A 15,350-nucleotide genomic window follows, 5' to 3' on the forward strand; every position below is an offset into this window, starting at 1 on the left:
ATCAGCCTTGCGCCGCGAGCAGCGATTCGACCGCGCCAATCACGTCGCCGACCGTGCGCACGGATTTGAAGTTCTCCGGCTTGATGCGGCGGCCGGTCATCTCCTGCAGCTTGATCGCGAGATCGACCGCGTCGATGCTGTCGAGATCGAGGTCTTCGAACAGGTGAGCGTCGGGCGTCACGCGCTGCGGCTCGATCGCGAAGTTTTCCTGAAAGATCGCGCGGATGCGCTCGAGAATCTCAGTCTCGGTCACGATTCAATCCCCTTCCTTGCGGTTTCGTTCGCAGCGTGCGCCGCTTCGCGCTGACCCTCGACCAACGCGGCGAGCGTGTTGATCGAGCGAAAGTGCTGGCGGGTACGTTCGTCGTTCGCCGCGATGGTCAGTTGGTATTGTTTGCGCAGCACGATGCCGATTTCGAGCGCGTCGATCGAATCGAGACCGATGCCGTCGGAACCGAACAACGGGGCGTCGTCGTCGATATCGGCGGGGCTCAGGTCTTCGAGATCGAGGGCTTCAATCAGAAGCTTTTTAATTTCCAGTTTTAAAGAATCCATAATCGAACAGGTGCTGGGTAATGTGGGCTTCTACGGCATTCGTCACGCTGCGCGCCGCGATGGCGGCGGTGGCGTCGTGCGCGGCCAGTTCGTCGACGCCAAGCGGCGCGAGCACATTCACGCGCATCCGGAAAGCGCGCGCCGGCACGTCGTACCAGCGCATCTGCCGCGTGAACGCGGGCGGATCGCAATCCATCAACACCGGCACGATCGGCGCATCGGCCTTCAACGCCATGTGCGCGAAACCGCGCGAAAACGCGTGCAGCCGGTTGGGCGCGGGGCTACGCGTGCCCTCCGGAAAAATGATCATCGTGTAGCCGGCCGCGAGCTGCTTCGCGCCGGCCTCGACGAGCGCGATCGCGTCCGCGTTGCTCACGTATTCGGCCGCGCGCACGATGCCCCAGAAACACGGGTTGTGCCAGTGCACGTGCTTGACGACACAACACGCACGCGGCGTCAGCGACAGCAGGACCATCACGTCGAGGTAAGTCGGGTGATTCGCGACGACGATCGCCGGTCCGGCCGCGCGCAACGCCTCGGCGCCGGATACTTCGAGCTCCATCACGCCGAGGCCGCGCAGCACCGCGACCAGCGCGCGGAAAAACCGGTGGATCACGACGGTCACCGCACGCTGCCGCGACGCGCGATGCGGCCACAGCCACGCGAGCGGAAACACGAGCACCGAAAACAGCACGCCGCACACGCCGAACGCGACGAAGGCGAGACCGGTCGCGCAAAAACGCCACGCGTAATCAAGCCGCGCGCTCATCCCACCTCCAGTGCCACAGCGCGCCGGCGCGCTGCCAGCGTGCGGGCTGGCCGGTTTCGAGGCAGTGCAGCAGCGCCTGGCTCTGGGTCGGAAAGCTCGCGGCGTCGCTCAATGCGGTTCGCGGCTCGCCGGCTTGCTGGGCCACCTGCTCGTCGGCGCGGGTCAAGCTGCAAACAACGTGCCCGGCGGACGCATCCTTGTCGAGCAACACGGCGATCGCGCCGCCGTGCACTTCGTCTTCGATCGTGCCGTACGCGAGATCGGCCGGTTCGTCGGCATAGACGAGCAGCACCGGCGCATCCGGTTGTGTCTCGTATTGCGCGTACGCTTCGAGCAGCGCATAGCCGAGCGTCTGCGCACCAGCCGATACCGCGCTCGCGGCCGAACGGTCGCCGCGCGCGATGCCGAACACCCCGGTCATCGCGTTCAACACCGACAGGCTGAAAGCGGTCGGCGACACCGGTTCGCCTGCGCTGATGCTGCGCAGGATGTCGGTGGTGCGCCGCAATTCCCCGTGCCGCGACGCGAACACCACGCGCGCGGGTTCCTGCGCGACGCAGTCGTGCGCGACCTTGAGCGCGACCTTGGACAGCGTGCTGAGACGCCGCCGCACGATCGGCTCGATAAAGCCGACATCGGGTGCGGCAGGCGAGGTGGCCGGCCAGCTAGACCAGCGACCGACCGGAATGGTCCAGTGCAGATCGGGCATATGGTGTTCGCGCGTAGATACGGGAAAGGGGCTCAAGCGCCTGACTGAATACAGAGCCGTCACAGCGAGCGGCGCCGCGCGGATCGGGAGGTTCCAGCCGGGATCGACCGGTCTGCTGGCATGGGAATGCAGCACCGGCGATCGGGCCTGACTTGTCAGGCGCCCCTGACGATCGGGGTATGGGGGATGGCGGATCGGGCTCCTTTTGTGGCCGAATAGTGCCGGGTATTTTGAAGCAAATCGTCGAGGAAAGACGTATCCATCTGTATCCGCGCCTGCGGCGCAACACATTGTTAGACGATTTGACGGAGCCGGCCGCGGCGACGCACCGGAAGGGCCGTTTCGCGCGTCGGCGCCGGCGTGCCAACGCCGACAGAATCGACCAAAAGAACCTTTCATTGATCTTTCGCCGAATACGTCGTAGAGCGAAAACGCCCCCGCCGCGTCGTCGGCGCCCGAACAACATTCGTCACAGCGATGCTGCGGCGCCTGCTATACTCCGCCGCTCATTGGGGAGTAGCCGCCCCGCGGCACGTCCGCACCGCTTCGCCGGTGCGTCGCACGTGTGGCTCGCGGGGGCGCCTGTCAACACACTTGGCCAGCACGGCCATGGCAGTCGCAGCCTCTGGCCTGGCGAGACCGATGATCCACACGCGCCGCAACAGGGCCCGGCGTGTCGTGGGTCGTCGCTCGTTCATCTTCGGCCCGAGGAATCCATTCAACGTGACTCAAGCTTTTCTCATTTCGACCGGCGCGGTCGCGCTCGCCGAAATCGGCGACAAGACGCAACTGCTGTCGCTCGTGCTGGCCGCGCGCTATCGCAAGCCGATGCCGATCATTCTCGGCGTGCTCGCGGCGACGCTGATCAATCACGCGGGCGCCGGCGCGCTCGGCGCGTGGCTCGGCTCGATGCTGACGCCGACCATCATGCGCTGGGCGCTGGCGGCGTCGTTCATCGGCATGGGGCTGTGGATTCTGGTGCCCGACAAGCTCGAAGACGAGGAAGCCAACACGAATCGCACGCACTTCGGCGTGTTCGGCGCCACGGTCGTCACGTTCTTCCTCGCGGAGATGGGCGACAAGACGCAGATCGCGACGGTCGCCCTCGCCGCTCGCTTTCACGATTTCTTCGGCGTGGTGGCCGGCACGACGCTCGGCATGATGATCGCGAACGTGCCGGCGATCCTGCTCGGCGACCGCTTCGCGCACCGTCTGCCGACGAAGCTCGTGCATGGCATCGCCTCGGTGATGTTCGTCGTGTTGGGTGCGATGGCCTTGTTCGGGGTCGGGGTCTAAGCTACTGCGCGGCTTTCGGCGCCGACGTGGCGCCCGCAGGCGCCGCCGGCAATGACACTTCGTTCGCGGCCGCGCCGCCGCCGAGCGGGATCTTCACGGTGTGCACGGCGCCGTTGGCCAGCGGGAAGTCCGCCAGCGCGCTACGCGCCAGATAAGGCATCGCCCGCAGCAGCGACGACTCCTCGCCGAAATTGCGCGCCGTCACGTTATAGACCTCCCGGCCGCTCGCCCGCTCGGTGATCCGGATGCCGAGCAGATGCGTGAACACCGGGTAGCTCTGATTCACGTAGGTCGCCGGGAACGGCCCCCACGGACCCCACGGATCGAACGGCCGGCCCCAGTAAGGGCCGGGCCACGGGTTGTAGTAGACCGGCTGCGCGACGGTCACGACATCCGAGCGGATGCCATAGGCAAGCTCGACCAGATAGCGCGCGTCGTCGTGAGCGACTTCGCGGAACGCGTGCACCGCGAGCTCGTTTGCGACGATCCGCTCGTACGCGCTCAGTTCGAGATTGTTCTTCTGATCCTCGTGGCGCGTGAACGCATAGGTGCGGGTTGCGTCGCTGCCGGTCCAGTCGGAGAACGCCGTGACCTGCGTCGTCACATAGGTCGTGCAGCCGGACAGCAGCACGCTCAGCGCGACGAACAGCAACGCGACGCGGCGGGTCCATCGATCGAAGTTCATGGTCTGCCTCGTGATGCCTCTGGTTGCATCTATTCTGCTTCAGTTAAAACCCTGCTTCAGCCGCGATTATTCCGTCGCGCGATCCGCTCGCCGGCTGACGATGCTGAGCCTCCGGCACGGGCGGCGCCCGATAATACGCTGACCTCGGCAGCCAGCAAAAGGTTCTTCCCGTGCCTGTCGAAACCGGCCGCGCTGCCCGGCGCCGAAACTCGGCCCCCTTGCCCTCCGCACGATTGCCCGAGGCTTTGTACAATGAGTCGACCAAGCCCGGCTCGCGCGCCGTTTGCGCGCCCGACCGCTCGAGTACACCACCAAAGAACACCATGGCCGATACCGCAACGCCCAATGTGATCCGCCGCGCCGATTACGCGCCGCCCGCCTTCCTGATCGACACCGTCGCGCTGGAGTTCGATCTGGTCCCCGAACGCACGGTCGTCAGGAACACGATGCGCGTGCGCCGCAATCCGGATGCGTCGCGTGCCGCGCATCTCGAACTGATGGGCGAGCAACTGGAGTTCGTCGGCGCCGAAATCGACGGCAAGCCGTTTGCGAATGCGCATCCGCACGAGCACGGCCTGCTGCTCGACAACGTGCCGGACAGTTTCGAGCTGACCCTCACGAGCATCTGCAACCCCGCGGAAAACACCACGCTGTCGGGGTTGTATGTGTCGAGCGGCAACTTCTTCACGCAGTGCGAGGCCGAGGGCTTTCGCCGCATCACCTACTTCCTCGACCGCCCCGACGTGATGGCGAGCTTCACGGTGACGCTGCGCGCGAGCAAGGCCGACTATCCGGTGCTGCTGTCGAACGGCAATCTGCTCGAAGAAGGCGAGTTGCCCGACGGCCGTCATTTCGCGCGCTGGGAAGATCCGTTCAAAAAGCCGAGCTATCTGTTCGCGCTTGTCGCGGGCAAGCTCGTCGCGCTCGAAGAACGCGTGAAGACCGGCTCGGGCAAGGAAAAGCTGCTGCAGGTTTGGGTCGAGCCGCATGATCTCGACAAGACCCGTCACGCGATGGATTCGCTGATCCACTCGATCCGCTGGGACGAAGAGCGCTTCGGGCTCGAACTCGACCTGGACCGCTTCATGATCGTCGCGGTCAGCGACTTCAACATGGGCGCGATGGAGAACAAGGGGCTCAACATCTTCAACACGAAGTACGTGCTGGCAAATCCCGAAACGGCCACCGACACCGACTTCGCGAACATCGAGGCGGTGGTCGGCCACGAGTACTTCCACAACTGGACCGGCAACCGCGTGACCTGCCGCGACTGGTTCCAGCTGAGCCTGAAGGAAGGCTTGACGGTGTTCCGCGACCAGGAGTTCTCGGCCGACATGGCGGGCGGCGCCAGCGACGAAGCCGCGCGCGCCACCAAGCGCATCGAGGACGTGCGCGTGCTGCGCCAGATGCAGTTCGCCGAGGACGCGGGTCCGATGGCACATCCGGTGCGCCCGGAGAGCTACGTCGAGATCAACAACTTCTACACGATGACCGTCTACGAGAAAGGCTCGGAAGTCGTGCGGATGTATCAGACGCTGTTCGGCCGCGACGGCTTTCGCAAGGGCATGGACCTGTACTTCAAGCGTCACGACGGCCAGGCCGTGACGTGCGACGACTTCCGTCACGCGCTCGCCGACGCGAACGGCCGCGACCTCGCGCAGTTCGAGCGCTGGTATAGCCAGGCCGGCACGCCGCGCGTGTCGGTGCGCACGCGCTACGACGCCGCGCAGCAGCGCTACAGCGTGACGTTGCGCCAGGGCTACGGCGATGCGGTGCCCGCCGCGCGCGAAACGCAGAAGGGTCCACTGCTGATTCCGTTCGCGATCGGTCTGATCGGCAAGGACGGCCGCGATCTGCCGCTGAGGCTCGACGGCGAGGCGAAGGCATCGGAGTCGACCACGCGCGTGCTCGAATTTTCCCAGACCGAGCAGACCTTCACGTTCGTCAACGTCGGACAGGAACCGCTGCCGTCGCTGCTGCGCAATTTCTCGGCGCCGGTGATCGTCGAGTACGACTACACGGCCGAACAGCTCGCGTTCCTGCTCGCGCACGACAGCGATCCGTTCAACCGCTGGGAAGCCGGCCAGCGGCTCGCCACCCGCGAGCTGCTCACGTTGGCCACCCGCGCGGCGACGGGCGCGGCGCTGCAACTCGACGACTCGGTGGTCGCCGCGTTCGGGCGCGTTTTGACCGACGAGACGCTGTCGCCGGCGTTCCGTGAACTCGCGCTGATGCTGCCGTCCGAAGCGTATCTGGCCGAGCAGATGGCCGAGTCGAATCCGGCCGCGGTGCACGCGGCGCGGCAGTTCATGCGCAAGCGCCTCGCCAATGCGCTGCGTGACGACTGGCTGAAGGTCTACGAGCAGCATCGCACGCCGGGCGTCTATGAGGCGACGCCGGAGGCGGCCGGTCATCGCGCGCTGAAGAATCTCGCGCTGTCGTATCTGACCGAGCTCGACGATTCCGCGAACGCGGTACGCCTTGCCTCCGCGCAATATGAAGCCGCGAACAACATGACCGATCGCGCGGCCGCGCTGTCGGCGCTGCTCAACGCGGCCGCGCCGCAAGGCGGCAGCCCCGAGGCGCAGCACGCGCTCGACGACTTCTATCGACGCTTCGAGAAAGAGCCGCTCGTCATCGACAAATGGTTCGCGTTGCAGGCCACGCAGCGCGGCGGCGCACAGCATCCGGTGATCGATACGGTGCGCAAGCTGATGACGCATCCGGCCTTCAACCTGAAGAACCCGAACCGGGCACGTTCGCTGATTTTCAGCTTCTGTGCGGCGAACCCCGCGCAGTTCCACGCGGCAGATGGCTCCGGCTACGCGTTCTGGGCCGAGCAGGTGATCGCGCTCGACGCGCTCAATCCGCAGGTGGCCGCGCGCCTCGCGCGTTCGCTCGAGCTGTGGCGGCGCTTCACGCCGGCGCTGCGCGACAGCATGCGCGCGGCGCTCGAGAAAGTGGCCGCGCAGGTCAAGTCGCGCGATGTGCGCGAGATCGTCGAGAAGGCGTTGGCGTGATGCCTCGCTGAGTTGTCGCGTCGCATCGGAAAGCCGGCACGCGTTGCCGGCTTTTTTTCGCGCTGGTGGCGAAATTCTGCGCAGCGAGTTCCTCGAGTCGCTCGGCATGTCCGTCGACGGCCGCGGCGCTCGCGGCCAGCGTCAGCGGCATCGTCCCGGCCAGGACGCGCCGCAAGACCTGAAGGCGGCCGTGCGACCAAAAGCACGGAGCCGACACACACGAGCGGTTAAAATCCCATCATTCTTCTAGCCTTCCCGGAGTACAGCAATGTCATTGCAACGTCGTACCACTCTCACGAAGTACCTGATCGAGCAGCAGCGTGAAACCAACAACCTGCCCGCCGATCTGCGCCTGTTGATAGAAGTCGTCGCGCGCGCGTGCAAGGCGATCAGCTACCACGTCAGCAAGGGCGCGCTCGGCGATGCCCTCGGCTCGGCGGGCAGCGAAAACGTCCAGGGCGAAGTGCAGAAGAAGCTCGACATCCTGTCGAACGAAATTCTGCTCGAGGCGAACGAATGGGGCGGCAACCTCGCGGGCATGGCCTCCGAGGAAATGGAACAGTTCTTCCCGATTCCGGCCAACTATCCGAAGGGCGAATATCTGCTCGTGTTCGATCCGCTCGACGGCTCGTCGAACATCGACGTCAACGTGTCGATCGGCACGATCTTCTCGGTGCTGCGTTGCCCGGATGGCCACCAGGCCACCGAGCAATCGTTCCTGCAGCCGGGCACGGAGCAGGTCGCCGCGGGCTACGCGGTGTACGGCCCGCAAACGGTGCTGGTGCTGACCACCGGTAACGGTGTGAACTGCTTCACGCTCGATCGCGAGCTCGGCTCGTGGGTGCTCACGCAAAGCGACATGCGTATTCCGGTCGAAACGCGCGAGTACGCGATCAACGCTTCGAACGAACGCCACTGGTATCCGCCGGTTCAGCAATACATCGGCGAACTGAAAGCAGGCAAGGAAGGTTCGCGTCAGGCTGACTTCAACATGCGCTGGATCGCATCGATGGTCGCCGACGTGCATCGCATCCTGAATCGCGGCGGCATCTTTATGTACCCGGCCGACAAGCGCACGCCGGACAAGCCGGGCAAGCTGCGTCTGATGTACGAAGCCAATCCGATGGCGTTCATCGTCGAGCAGGCGGGCGGTGCTGCAACCAACGGCGAGAAGCGTATTCTCGACATCCAGCCCAAGAGCCTGCACGAGCGCGTCGCGGTGTTCCTCGGCTCGAAGAATGAGGTCGATCGCGTGACGCGCTACCACCTCGAAGCGAAGAAGTGATCTCGAAAGAAAAAATGCATCAAGGGGCTTGCCAAGTCACTGAAGTAGTCCCTATAATCTCGTTTCTCCTGATGCCGGAATAGCTCAGACGGTAGAGCAGCGCATTCGTAATGCGAAGGTCGGGGGTTCGATTCCTCTTTCCGGCACCATCAAGATTCAAACAAAAAGCCCAGTCCTCGTGACTGGGCTTTTTGTTTTGCCGTCGCGCGAGACATTGCCGCCCCGCCTCTTCGCAAGTCACGCGCGACACAGGCTCAGCACTCTTGCGCGCAGCGGAAACAGAAACAGATAAGCGAACCATTCGGCGCGGATCGTGCGTGGACGAACACAACGCTCTCGACTGCGGTGCGCGGCGGGCCAGCCTAGTCGGGAACGCGGAGCGGGTCGTACGACCGTGGCATCGCGAGATTGCGCGCAACTACGGTATCGGCCTGGTGCGGCGCTCCGGATGCGGCTATCGCTTGCGCGGGCGCCGACGCGAACCACAAGACCCTGCCGGCGCATTCGATGCCAACCTGACGTCCGTACCAGTAGACAGCGTTTTCCATCGCGACCTCTCCCCGAACATGAAAGACATCATGATCCGCGCCGCGCGTTGCGCGTCCGTCTGCCAACGCACGTCGAGCCATCAGTAGGCGCTGCGGGCTGCGTTCGACTTGTCGCCAAATGAGGGCCTTTTGTCACAGCAATAAGAGAATCAGTTTGCCAACCAACAGTCGGCCAGTTAATCAACGACAAATTCTTTAAATAAGGTATTGGACGGTCAACGGCGCGCGGAATGTTCCGTTTACCAAGAAATAGGCAGGCAGTTATGCAATCGGCAAATTACGAAGGTTCAGTTCCGAAACGGGAAAATACTGCCGATGCGGCGATGCACAAATTTGTCACGTCTTATTCACAAGAATGCGGTAGATGCAGTGCAGCGGCAATACCGATCGATCGTGCTCAAACGTAAGCTGGGCAAGGTGCGAGAGGGACGGGCGAAGGAGCGGGACAGCGGAGGATTTCGTGCGTGCAATTAAGCGGATCGCGAAACGCCAGCGATAGTAAGACCGACAAATTTTATTCAATCACTCTGCTGAGGTGTCGGCTTGTGCCGTTAAAGCAACAGAGTACATATGACTCGCATCGGACACTGGTGCAATGCGAGGAACGAGGCCGATAATCGATTCGCAAAGGAGAAAGATCATGGATGCCAAACCACCGAAGATTCCGACCCCGGACAAAGTTTTTTACCCGGATCCGGAACCCGTGGCCGTCGAGTTTTTGGGAGCCGAGCTGCCCGAGCATGTTCGCGCTTTCTTCGACGAACAACGCAAGTCGTGCGATCCGAAGTAACGGACCACTGGCGCGGTGCAGCATTGGCGCTCGTTGATGTCATGCGCGGCGAATACTCGCGCCCTCATTACCCGTCCGACACTTCCGTGAGGACGGTGGGTCAGTTCGCCTGATCCAGCAGCCACGCTGGGCAACACGGCTCGAGCGTACGAATACGCGCGCCCTTCTCGCGCCCATTTTCCTGCCCGACAACCTGTATAAAGCGGCCCGATATGCGCCGTTTGCGGGGCATCATTTATTCTTTTGGTTTTTCCGTCAACGGCCGCCCGGCCACGTCCACCTCATGAACCGTTTGCATCGCTTCGGCGCGTCATGCGCGCTCGCCATCGCCGCCGCCATCGCCTTCTCGCCGGCCCCCGCCCTCGCCGATGGTGACGACACCGCGCTCACCAACCTGATCGCACTGGTTTCGCAGCGCCTTGCGCTCGCAGAGCCGGTCGCGCGCTGGAAATGGGCGAACCACCAGCCGATCACCGATACACCGCGCGAAAATGCGCTGCTCGGGGAAGTGGAAAAGCGCGCCGCGGCGGCAAACGTCGACCCGGCGTTCGCCCGCACGTTCTTCCAGGATCAGATCGATGCGAGTAAAGACGTGCAGAACGCGCTCTTTGCGAAATGGCGCAGCACCCAGCCGCCGCAGGGTCCCGCACCCGACCTCGCAACAAGCACGCGACCGCAACTCGATAAGCTGACGCAATCGTTGATGGCCAGTCTGGCGCGCGTGCAGCCGCTGCGCGCGGCGGACGATTGTCCGTCGCGCGTCGCGCAGTCGCTGGCTAACTGGAAAGCGCTGACGCGCTATGACTCCGCGCATTCGAGCGCGATGACGCGCGCGCTAGGTCATGTGTGCGAGACCGGTGGAGTCGGCGCGACCGGCTGATTCCGGCAACGCCACAGTGCGCGCTGCATAAGCGTCACACGACGATGCTCGACTCCGGCGCATCACGCGACGCGCTCAACGGCATCACGCGTAGACCACGCGCCAGATGGCTTTGCAGGATACGGTACGTCGAGAGTTCGAACGCACCCGCCAGCGCAGACCCATGCAGCTGCGCCGCCTGCACGAGCGACGGCGCGTGCCCGAGGTACCGCCAGCGATCGACCACGTGGAAGATGCGCTGCGCGTCCTCACGCTCCTCGAACACGATGGGCCCCTCGAACGGCCACGGCGCGTTCGCGGGATCGCTCTTCGTCACACGCGGCAAGCGGTTATGGCCCGGCCGCAGTGTTGCGATCCACTGCGCCTCCGCTAGCATCGCGCCGAGCTCGCCGCCCGTCGCGCGCCATTCGACGCGCCGCACCAGCTGCGCAAGGCGCATATCCTTCGACGAACGCCGCTCGCCGGTCAGGTGCGAGCGCAGCCGCTGACGCACGCGCACGCTGCGGCCGACATACAGCGGCGCATCGCCTTCGCCATAGAACGCATACACGCCACAGCCTGCCGGCGCGGTGTCGAGCAGATCTTCCGTGATGTCGCCGGCGAGACGGTAGCGCCGCGTCGTGCGCTCGATCTGCGCGCGCAGCGCGTCGAGCGGCACGAGCGTCGGCAGACGCTGCCAGAACTGCCAGATCAGATCAGCGTCGGCGAGCGCGCGGTGACGGTCGGACGGCACCAGCGCATGACGTTCGACGAGTGCATCGAGACCATGACGCTTTTCGCCGGGAAACAGCGCACGCGACAGTCGCACCGTGCAAAGCACGTCCGGGTCGAACGCAATTCCCGCGCGACGAAATTCGCTGCGTAAAAATCCGCGATCGAAACTCGCGTTGTGCGCGACGAACAACTTGCCGTTCAGGCGCTCGAACAACGCGGGCGCGATCGATTCGAACGTCGGTGCGCCGCGCACCATATCGTTCGTAATGCCGGTCAGTTGCTGGATGAACGACGGAATGGGCTGCTGCGGGTCGACCAGGCTGCTCCAGCGCGATACGCCGGCCGGTCCGACTTCGACAACGCCAACCTCAGTAATGCGGTGCTCGCTCGTCGAGCCGCCGGTCGTTTCGAGGTCTACGAAAACGATGGGTGCATCGAGTGCCGGTTCCGGCGAAAGCAGTTCAGACATGGGACAAGGGATTCGGACACATGAATTTGCGGCAAGTATGCACCAGCTGGACGGTGCGCATCCAGACCGTGCTGCGTTCGCAGGCAGAAAACTGCGTCGGCACGGGTCATCGATTTTGCACCGATATTCCTCAGACGCTTAAACCATTAAATCTGGACTAGCGAATTCGCTTCAATGAGTTATCTTCCGACAATAATGGGTAGGGTTGAATCAGGCAGTTACCGAACCAGGTGAAAAGTTTAGATAAAATAAAAAACCCTCGCGCGACGGCGAGGGTTCTTCGCTCCCGACTGCGTGGGAAGCGCGCCCGACGCAGCGCATTTACAGCGGCTGAATGTTGGCCGCCTGCTTGCCCTTCGGGCTGGTCTTGACTTCAAAAGACACACGCTGGTTTTCCTTCAGCGACTTGAAGCCCTCGCTGCGGATCTCCGAAAAGTGCGCGAAAAGATCCTCGCCACCCGCGTCCGACGTGATGAAGCCAAAACCCTTAGCATCGTTGAACCATTTGACGACACCAGTTTCCATTTCCTGTTTTCCCTCGGTGATTTATCAAGCGGGCATTGCCCTTGAATCGATCCAACCCCGATTCAGTTGCCCATATCTGATCAAGACAAAAACCAGAAACAGCCAATCAAATTCGGCTTTGCCGTTATACGGGGAACAGAGAATGGCCGTCAAGTAAACTTTTCATATGCGTTTAGCGTATAAAAAGATAAGACTTCGAATCCCATGGATATAGTGGGCTCGTCAAATTTACCTGGAATGATTAATCCAGACTGTGAACGGAAAAATTTGCGAAAAATATGCAAGGCGAATGTAACAAAATCCATCTTTGCGTAAGTGTTTGTCCGACTTGTTGCGGCGCAGCCCCGCTCGCATGATGCAGATCAGTTGTAGCGATGCGCTTCAGGAGGTTGTCATGTTCCAGGAAATTCGCCGTCTCTTCCCCTGGCTAACTCATTCGCACGCAAAGGTCATACCAGACCAACCTGCACGAGCCGCGGAACCGTCCACGGTTTTCGACTTTGATCCGATGTGGCATGGAGACCATTGGCAGAACCTGCTCTCCTCACCGATGGATGCGCGCCGTTATGTGATGGAAGACTGGAGCGCGTCCACGCAGGCTGACTGGGACGACGCGGACGGCACCGCGCCCGCTCATTAGAGCAGTTCACGAAGTTCGTCCGCCATAAAAAAAGCGCGACTGGAAGGTCGCGCTGACAAAGGTTTGGAGATCTTTTTCGTCAACGAAAAAGTCTGCTTCGGAAAGCAGAAACTAGAGTATAGCGGTGGTATGCGATTTCGATTATTCACACAATTAACAATCGTCTATTGCCGCAATTGCAACAATCGTTTTCGGCATTTCTTCCCGTTGCTTTTCCGCATCGTTTGGTGTCGCGAATCAGCAACGCGGCTTGGCAAAAATCCAGACGCCGAATTCGCCGAGTCGGCGCAAAGCCTTTGTCTATAAGGCTCGAATGGCGATTAATGATCGTTTCTCCTTGCGTAATACTTTATTGCGCGAATCGGAACATCAACTCCTGGAAGTGTCTCTCTACACTCTGCCTAATCGGAAACCGGCGCGAATCTGGTCAACGCGCTTCTCACGCGGCTTCCGCTTCTCGCAGCACTCGCGTGAAGGTCTCCTAAGCCAGGGTTTTATGCCTCTCTCGCTCTTGGAGTTATATCAATGAAGAAGACACTCATGGTCGCAGCCCTGTCGGGCGTTTTCGTCACGGCAGCGCACGCGCAAAGCAGCGTCACCCTGTATGGCCTGATCGACGCGGGTATCACCTATACGAATAACCAGCGCGTCAGTGCTACCCAGCACGGCGCCAACGTTGCGATGACGAGCGGTTCGGTGAACGGTAGCCGCTGGGGCCTGCGTGGCGCTGAAGATCTCGGCGGTGGTCTGAAGGCCATCTTCACGTTGGAAAACGGCTTTGGAATCAACGACGGCACGCTCAAGCAGAACGGCCGTATGTTCGGCCGGCAGGCATTCGTCGGTCTGTCGAGCGACCAGTTCGGCGCTGTCACGCTCGGCCGTCAATATGACAGCATGGTCGACTTCGTCGGCCCGCTGGCGCTGACCGGCACGCAATACGGCGGCACCCAGTTCGCCCACCCGTTCGACAACGACAACCTGAACAACTCGTTCCGTATCAACAACTCGGCCAAGTACACGAGCGCGAACTACGGCGGCTTCAAGTTCGGCGCGTTGTACGGCTTTTCGAACCAGGCTAGCGGCTTCGCGAACAACCGCGCATACAGCGCTGGCGCATCGTACAACTGGGGCGGCCTGAACGTCGCAGCCGCTTACTTGCAACTGAACGCCAACGGCGCAACCAGCGCGGCCGCAGCGTTCAATTCGGGTGGCGCAGTATCGGGCGACAACACGTTCTTCGCGCAACGTCAGCAAACATGGGGCGCAGGCGCCAACTACGCGTTCGGCCCGGCAACCGTTGGCATCGTTTACTCGCAGACGAACCTGCACGGCCTCGTCGGCATCAGCCAAGGCTCATCGGGTGTCTCGGGTGGCATCGGCTTCCCGTCCAACAGCGCCCAGTTCCAGAATTTCGAGGGCAACGCTCGTTACGCTCTGACACCGGCGATCAGCATTGCCGCTGCGTACACGTACACCCGCGCTAACCTGTCCAGCACGCACGTGCACTGGAACCAGGTCGACCTGCAAACCGCATACGCGTTGTCCAAGCGTACCGACGTGTACCTGCAAGGCGTGTATCAGGCAGCAAACGAAAACTCGATCGTCCCCGCCTTCATCAATGGCGTGGGTAACGCTTCGGGCAACAACAAGCAAGTCGCTGTAACGGCTGGTCTGCGTCACCGCTTCTAAGCACCGCGCAAGGACTGGCAGTAGAGAAGGCGCCGTTCGCGGCGCCTTTTTTTATGTTCGCGCCGAAGGGGTCTTTCGCCAGACTTTGCCTGCGCCTCCGCCAGCGCCTAGCGGCCGCTATGAGGCGGCGGGTACTTGACGTCGAGAATGTCGATCGGCTGCGGCCCGGCCGGCGTGAATAGCGTGACCGTATCGCCGACTTTGGCCTTCAGCAGCGCACGCGCAATGGGCGAAATCCAGCTCACATGCCCAATGTCCAGGTCGACCTCGTCGACACCGACGATCGTCACCTTATGCTCCTCGCCGTCCTCGGTCGCATAATCGACCGTCGCGCCGAAGAACACCTGATCGACGTTTTCCTGGCGGCTGCTATCGACGACCTCGGCCAGATCGAGCCGCTTGGTGAGAAATCGGATTCGCCGGTCGATTTCACGCAAACGTCGTTTGCCGTAGATGTAGTCGCCATTCTCCGAGCGGTCGCCGTTCGACGCCGCCCACGACACGAGCTTGACGACCTCGGGCCGCTCGACATCGATCAGATGCAGCAACTCATCGCGCATACGCCGATGACCGGCGGGAGTCATGTAGTTTTTGGTGCCTGCGGGCACGTCGGGCTGGGTGACGTCGAGATCGTCGTCGTTGTCTTCGCTCGACTCTTTGACAAAGGCCTTGTTCATAATCATCCATTAACAGCTGCTAGCAACAACCTGATAAAAGGTTACACGATTGGGCCCGCGACACAAATCGTCGTGATGGGCTTCCATTTTTCAAATCTG

The 15,350-nt window shown here is 62.2% G+C and carries 15 protein-coding genes, 1 tRNA gene and 1 riboswitch; of the genes, 8 read left to right on the top strand and 8 right to left on the bottom strand.

Going from position 1 to position 15,350, the window contains the following annotated elements; translation table 11 throughout:
* Position 1: 1 nt before the first annotated feature.
* Genes BC1002_RS11380 through BC1002_RS11395 form a run of 4 tightly spaced genes read right to left on the bottom strand, consistent with a single transcriptional unit; the run spans position 2 to position 2,033 of the window.
* Positions 2-253: an acyl carrier protein gene (locus BC1002_RS11380; RefSeq protein ID WP_013090186.1), complete on the bottom strand. Its 252-nt coding sequence runs from the start codon at positions 251-253 to the stop codon at positions 2-4.
* Positions 250-555, bottom strand: coding sequence for a phosphopantetheine-binding protein (locus tag BC1002_RS11385; protein ID WP_013090187.1), 306 nt, complete (start codon positions 553-555; stop codon positions 250-252). Before BC1002_RS11385 ends, BC1002_RS11380 begins: the two co-directional genes overlap by 4 nt.
* On the bottom strand, positions 530-1,324 hold the full coding sequence (locus tag BC1002_RS11390; RefSeq protein WP_013090188.1) for a 1-acyl-sn-glycerol-3-phosphate acyltransferase: 795 nt from the start codon (positions 1,322-1,324) through the stop codon (positions 530-532). The genes BC1002_RS11385 and BC1002_RS11390 overlap by 26 nt, the downstream gene beginning before the upstream one ends.
* The gene (locus tag BC1002_RS11395; RefSeq protein WP_013090189.1) at positions 1,308-2,033 is read right to left on the bottom strand and encodes a beta-ketoacyl synthase chain length factor; all 726 of its coding nucleotides are present in this window, start codon (positions 2,031-2,033) and stop codon (positions 1,308-1,310) included. The genes BC1002_RS11390 and BC1002_RS11395 overlap by 17 nt, the downstream gene beginning before the upstream one ends.
* Positions 2,034-2,532: 499 nt before the next feature.
* Positions 2,533-2,746, top strand: a riboswitch (yybP-ykoY riboswitch).
* Positions 2,747-2,756: 10 nt separating this feature from the next.
* On the opposite strand from BC1002_RS11395, the gene BC1002_RS11400 reads away from it, so the two are divergent.
* The gene (locus tag BC1002_RS11400) at positions 2,757-3,329 is read left to right on the top strand and encodes a TMEM165/GDT1 family protein (RefSeq protein ID WP_085954284.1); all 573 of its coding nucleotides are present in this window, start codon (positions 2,757-2,759) and stop codon (positions 3,327-3,329) included.
* A gap of 1 nt (position 3,330) precedes the next feature.
* Here the strand turns inward: BC1002_RS11400 and BC1002_RS11405 are convergent, their stop codons facing one another.
* Positions 3,331-4,014, bottom strand: a complete 684-nt coding sequence (locus tag BC1002_RS11405; protein ID WP_013090191.1) for a DUF4136 domain-containing protein — start codon at positions 4,012-4,014, stop codon at positions 3,331-3,333.
* 323 nt (positions 4,015-4,337) lie between these two features.
* Here BC1002_RS11405 and pepN point away from each other — a divergent pair, with 323 nt between their 5' ends.
* The 5 genes from pepN (at position 4,338) to BC1002_RS11435 (ending at position 10,537) form a co-directional block, all read left to right on the top strand.
* A complete protein-coding gene (gene pepN, locus BC1002_RS11410; RefSeq protein WP_013090192.1) occupies positions 4,338-7,034 on the top strand; it encodes an aminopeptidase N in 2,697 nt (898 codons plus the stop codon).
* Positions 7,035-7,302: 268 nt separating this feature from the next.
* Complete coding sequence (locus BC1002_RS11415; protein ID WP_013090193.1) at positions 7,303-8,319, top strand: class 1 fructose-bisphosphatase; 1,017 nt, start codon at positions 7,303-7,305, stop codon at positions 8,317-8,319.
* 73 nt (positions 8,320-8,392) lie between these two features.
* Positions 8,393-8,468 (top strand) — tRNA-Thr (locus BC1002_RS11420).
* 1,039 nt (positions 8,469-9,507) lie between these two features.
* Positions 9,508-9,657 carry a hypothetical protein gene (locus tag BC1002_RS38425; RefSeq protein ID WP_008921206.1) on the top strand — a complete coding sequence of 50 codons (150 nt, stop codon included), beginning with the start codon at positions 9,508-9,510 and terminating at the stop codon, positions 9,655-9,657.
* Between the two features lie 283 nt (positions 9,658-9,940).
* Positions 9,941-10,537: a chorismate mutase gene (locus BC1002_RS11435; protein WP_013090195.1), complete on the top strand. Its 597-nt coding sequence runs from the start codon at positions 9,941-9,943 to the stop codon at positions 10,535-10,537.
* 34 nt (positions 10,538-10,571) lie between these two features.
* Here BC1002_RS11435 and BC1002_RS11440 read toward each other — a convergent pair whose 3' ends face one another.
* Positions 10,572-11,720, bottom strand: coding sequence for an exonuclease domain-containing protein (locus BC1002_RS11440; RefSeq protein ID WP_013090196.1), 1,149 nt, complete (start codon positions 11,718-11,720; stop codon positions 10,572-10,574).
* Between the two features lie 321 nt (positions 11,721-12,041).
* Positions 12,042-12,245 (bottom strand): cold-shock protein, encoded by a 204-nt coding sequence (locus tag BC1002_RS11445; protein ID WP_013090197.1) that lies wholly within the window; start codon positions 12,243-12,245, stop codon positions 12,042-12,044.
* A 394-nt stretch (positions 12,246-12,639) separates the two neighbouring features.
* On the opposite strand from BC1002_RS11445, the gene BC1002_RS11450 reads away from it, so the two are divergent.
* Entirely contained in the window at positions 12,640-12,885 is a 246-nt protein-coding gene (locus BC1002_RS11450; protein ID WP_013090198.1) for a hypothetical protein, read from the top strand.
* Between the two features lie 525 nt (positions 12,886-13,410).
* Positions 13,411-14,574, top strand: a complete 1,164-nt coding sequence (locus BC1002_RS11455) for a porin (RefSeq protein ID WP_013090199.1) — start codon at positions 13,411-13,413, stop codon at positions 14,572-14,574.
* Positions 14,575-14,681: 107 nt separating this feature from the next.
* Here the strand turns inward: BC1002_RS11455 and greB are convergent, their stop codons facing one another.
* The gene (greB, locus tag BC1002_RS11460) at positions 14,682-15,251 is read right to left on the bottom strand and encodes a transcription elongation factor GreB (protein ID WP_013090200.1); all 570 of its coding nucleotides are present in this window, start codon (positions 15,249-15,251) and stop codon (positions 14,682-14,684) included.
* Positions 15,252-15,350: the final 99 nt, after the last annotated feature.

The sequence above is a fragment of the Paraburkholderia atlantica genome, from assembly GCF_000092885.1.
In the GTDB taxonomy this organism is placed as follows: domain Bacteria; phylum Pseudomonadota; class Gammaproteobacteria; order Burkholderiales; family Burkholderiaceae; genus Paraburkholderia; species Paraburkholderia atlantica.

Excerpts from the sequence above, each read along its gene's own strand:
- BC1002_RS11390 (WP_013090188.1), bottom strand. The coding sequence starts at position 1,324 with ATGAGCGCGCGGCTTGATTACGCGTGGCGTTTTTGCGCGACCGGTCTC.
- BC1002_RS11395 (WP_013090189.1), bottom strand. The coding sequence starts at position 2,033 with ATGCCCGATCTGCACTGGACCATTCCGGTCGGTCGCTGGTCTAGCTGG.
- BC1002_RS11440 (WP_013090196.1), bottom strand. The coding sequence starts at position 11,720 with ATGTCTGAACTGCTTTCGCCGGAACCGGCACTCGATGCACCCATCGTT.
- BC1002_RS11385 (WP_013090187.1), bottom strand. The coding sequence starts at position 555 with ATGGATTCTTTAAAACTGGAAATTAAAAAGCTTCTGATTGAAGCCCTC.
- BC1002_RS11415 (WP_013090193.1), top strand. The coding sequence starts at position 7,303 with ATGTCATTGCAACGTCGTACCACTCTCACGAAGTACCTGATCGAGCAG.
- BC1002_RS11450 (WP_013090198.1), top strand. The coding sequence starts at position 12,640 with ATGTTCCAGGAAATTCGCCGTCTCTTCCCCTGGCTAACTCATTCGCAC.
- BC1002_RS11445 (WP_013090197.1), bottom strand. The coding sequence starts at position 12,245 with ATGGAAACTGGTGTCGTCAAATGGTTCAACGATGCTAAGGGTTTTGGC.
- BC1002_RS38425 (WP_008921206.1), top strand. The coding sequence starts at position 9,508 with ATGGATGCCAAACCACCGAAGATTCCGACCCCGGACAAAGTTTTTTAC.
- greB (WP_013090200.1), bottom strand. The coding sequence starts at position 15,251 with ATGAACAAGGCCTTTGTCAAAGAGTCGAGCGAAGACAACGACGACGAT.
- BC1002_RS11405 (WP_013090191.1), bottom strand. The coding sequence starts at position 4,014 with ATGAACTTCGATCGATGGACCCGCCGCGTCGCGTTGCTGTTCGTCGCG.
- BC1002_RS11435 (WP_013090195.1), top strand. The coding sequence starts at position 9,941 with ATGAACCGTTTGCATCGCTTCGGCGCGTCATGCGCGCTCGCCATCGCC.
- pepN (WP_013090192.1), top strand. The coding sequence starts at position 4,338 with ATGGCCGATACCGCAACGCCCAATGTGATCCGCCGCGCCGATTACGCG.
- BC1002_RS11455 (WP_013090199.1), top strand. The coding sequence starts at position 13,411 with ATGAAGAAGACACTCATGGTCGCAGCCCTGTCGGGCGTTTTCGTCACG.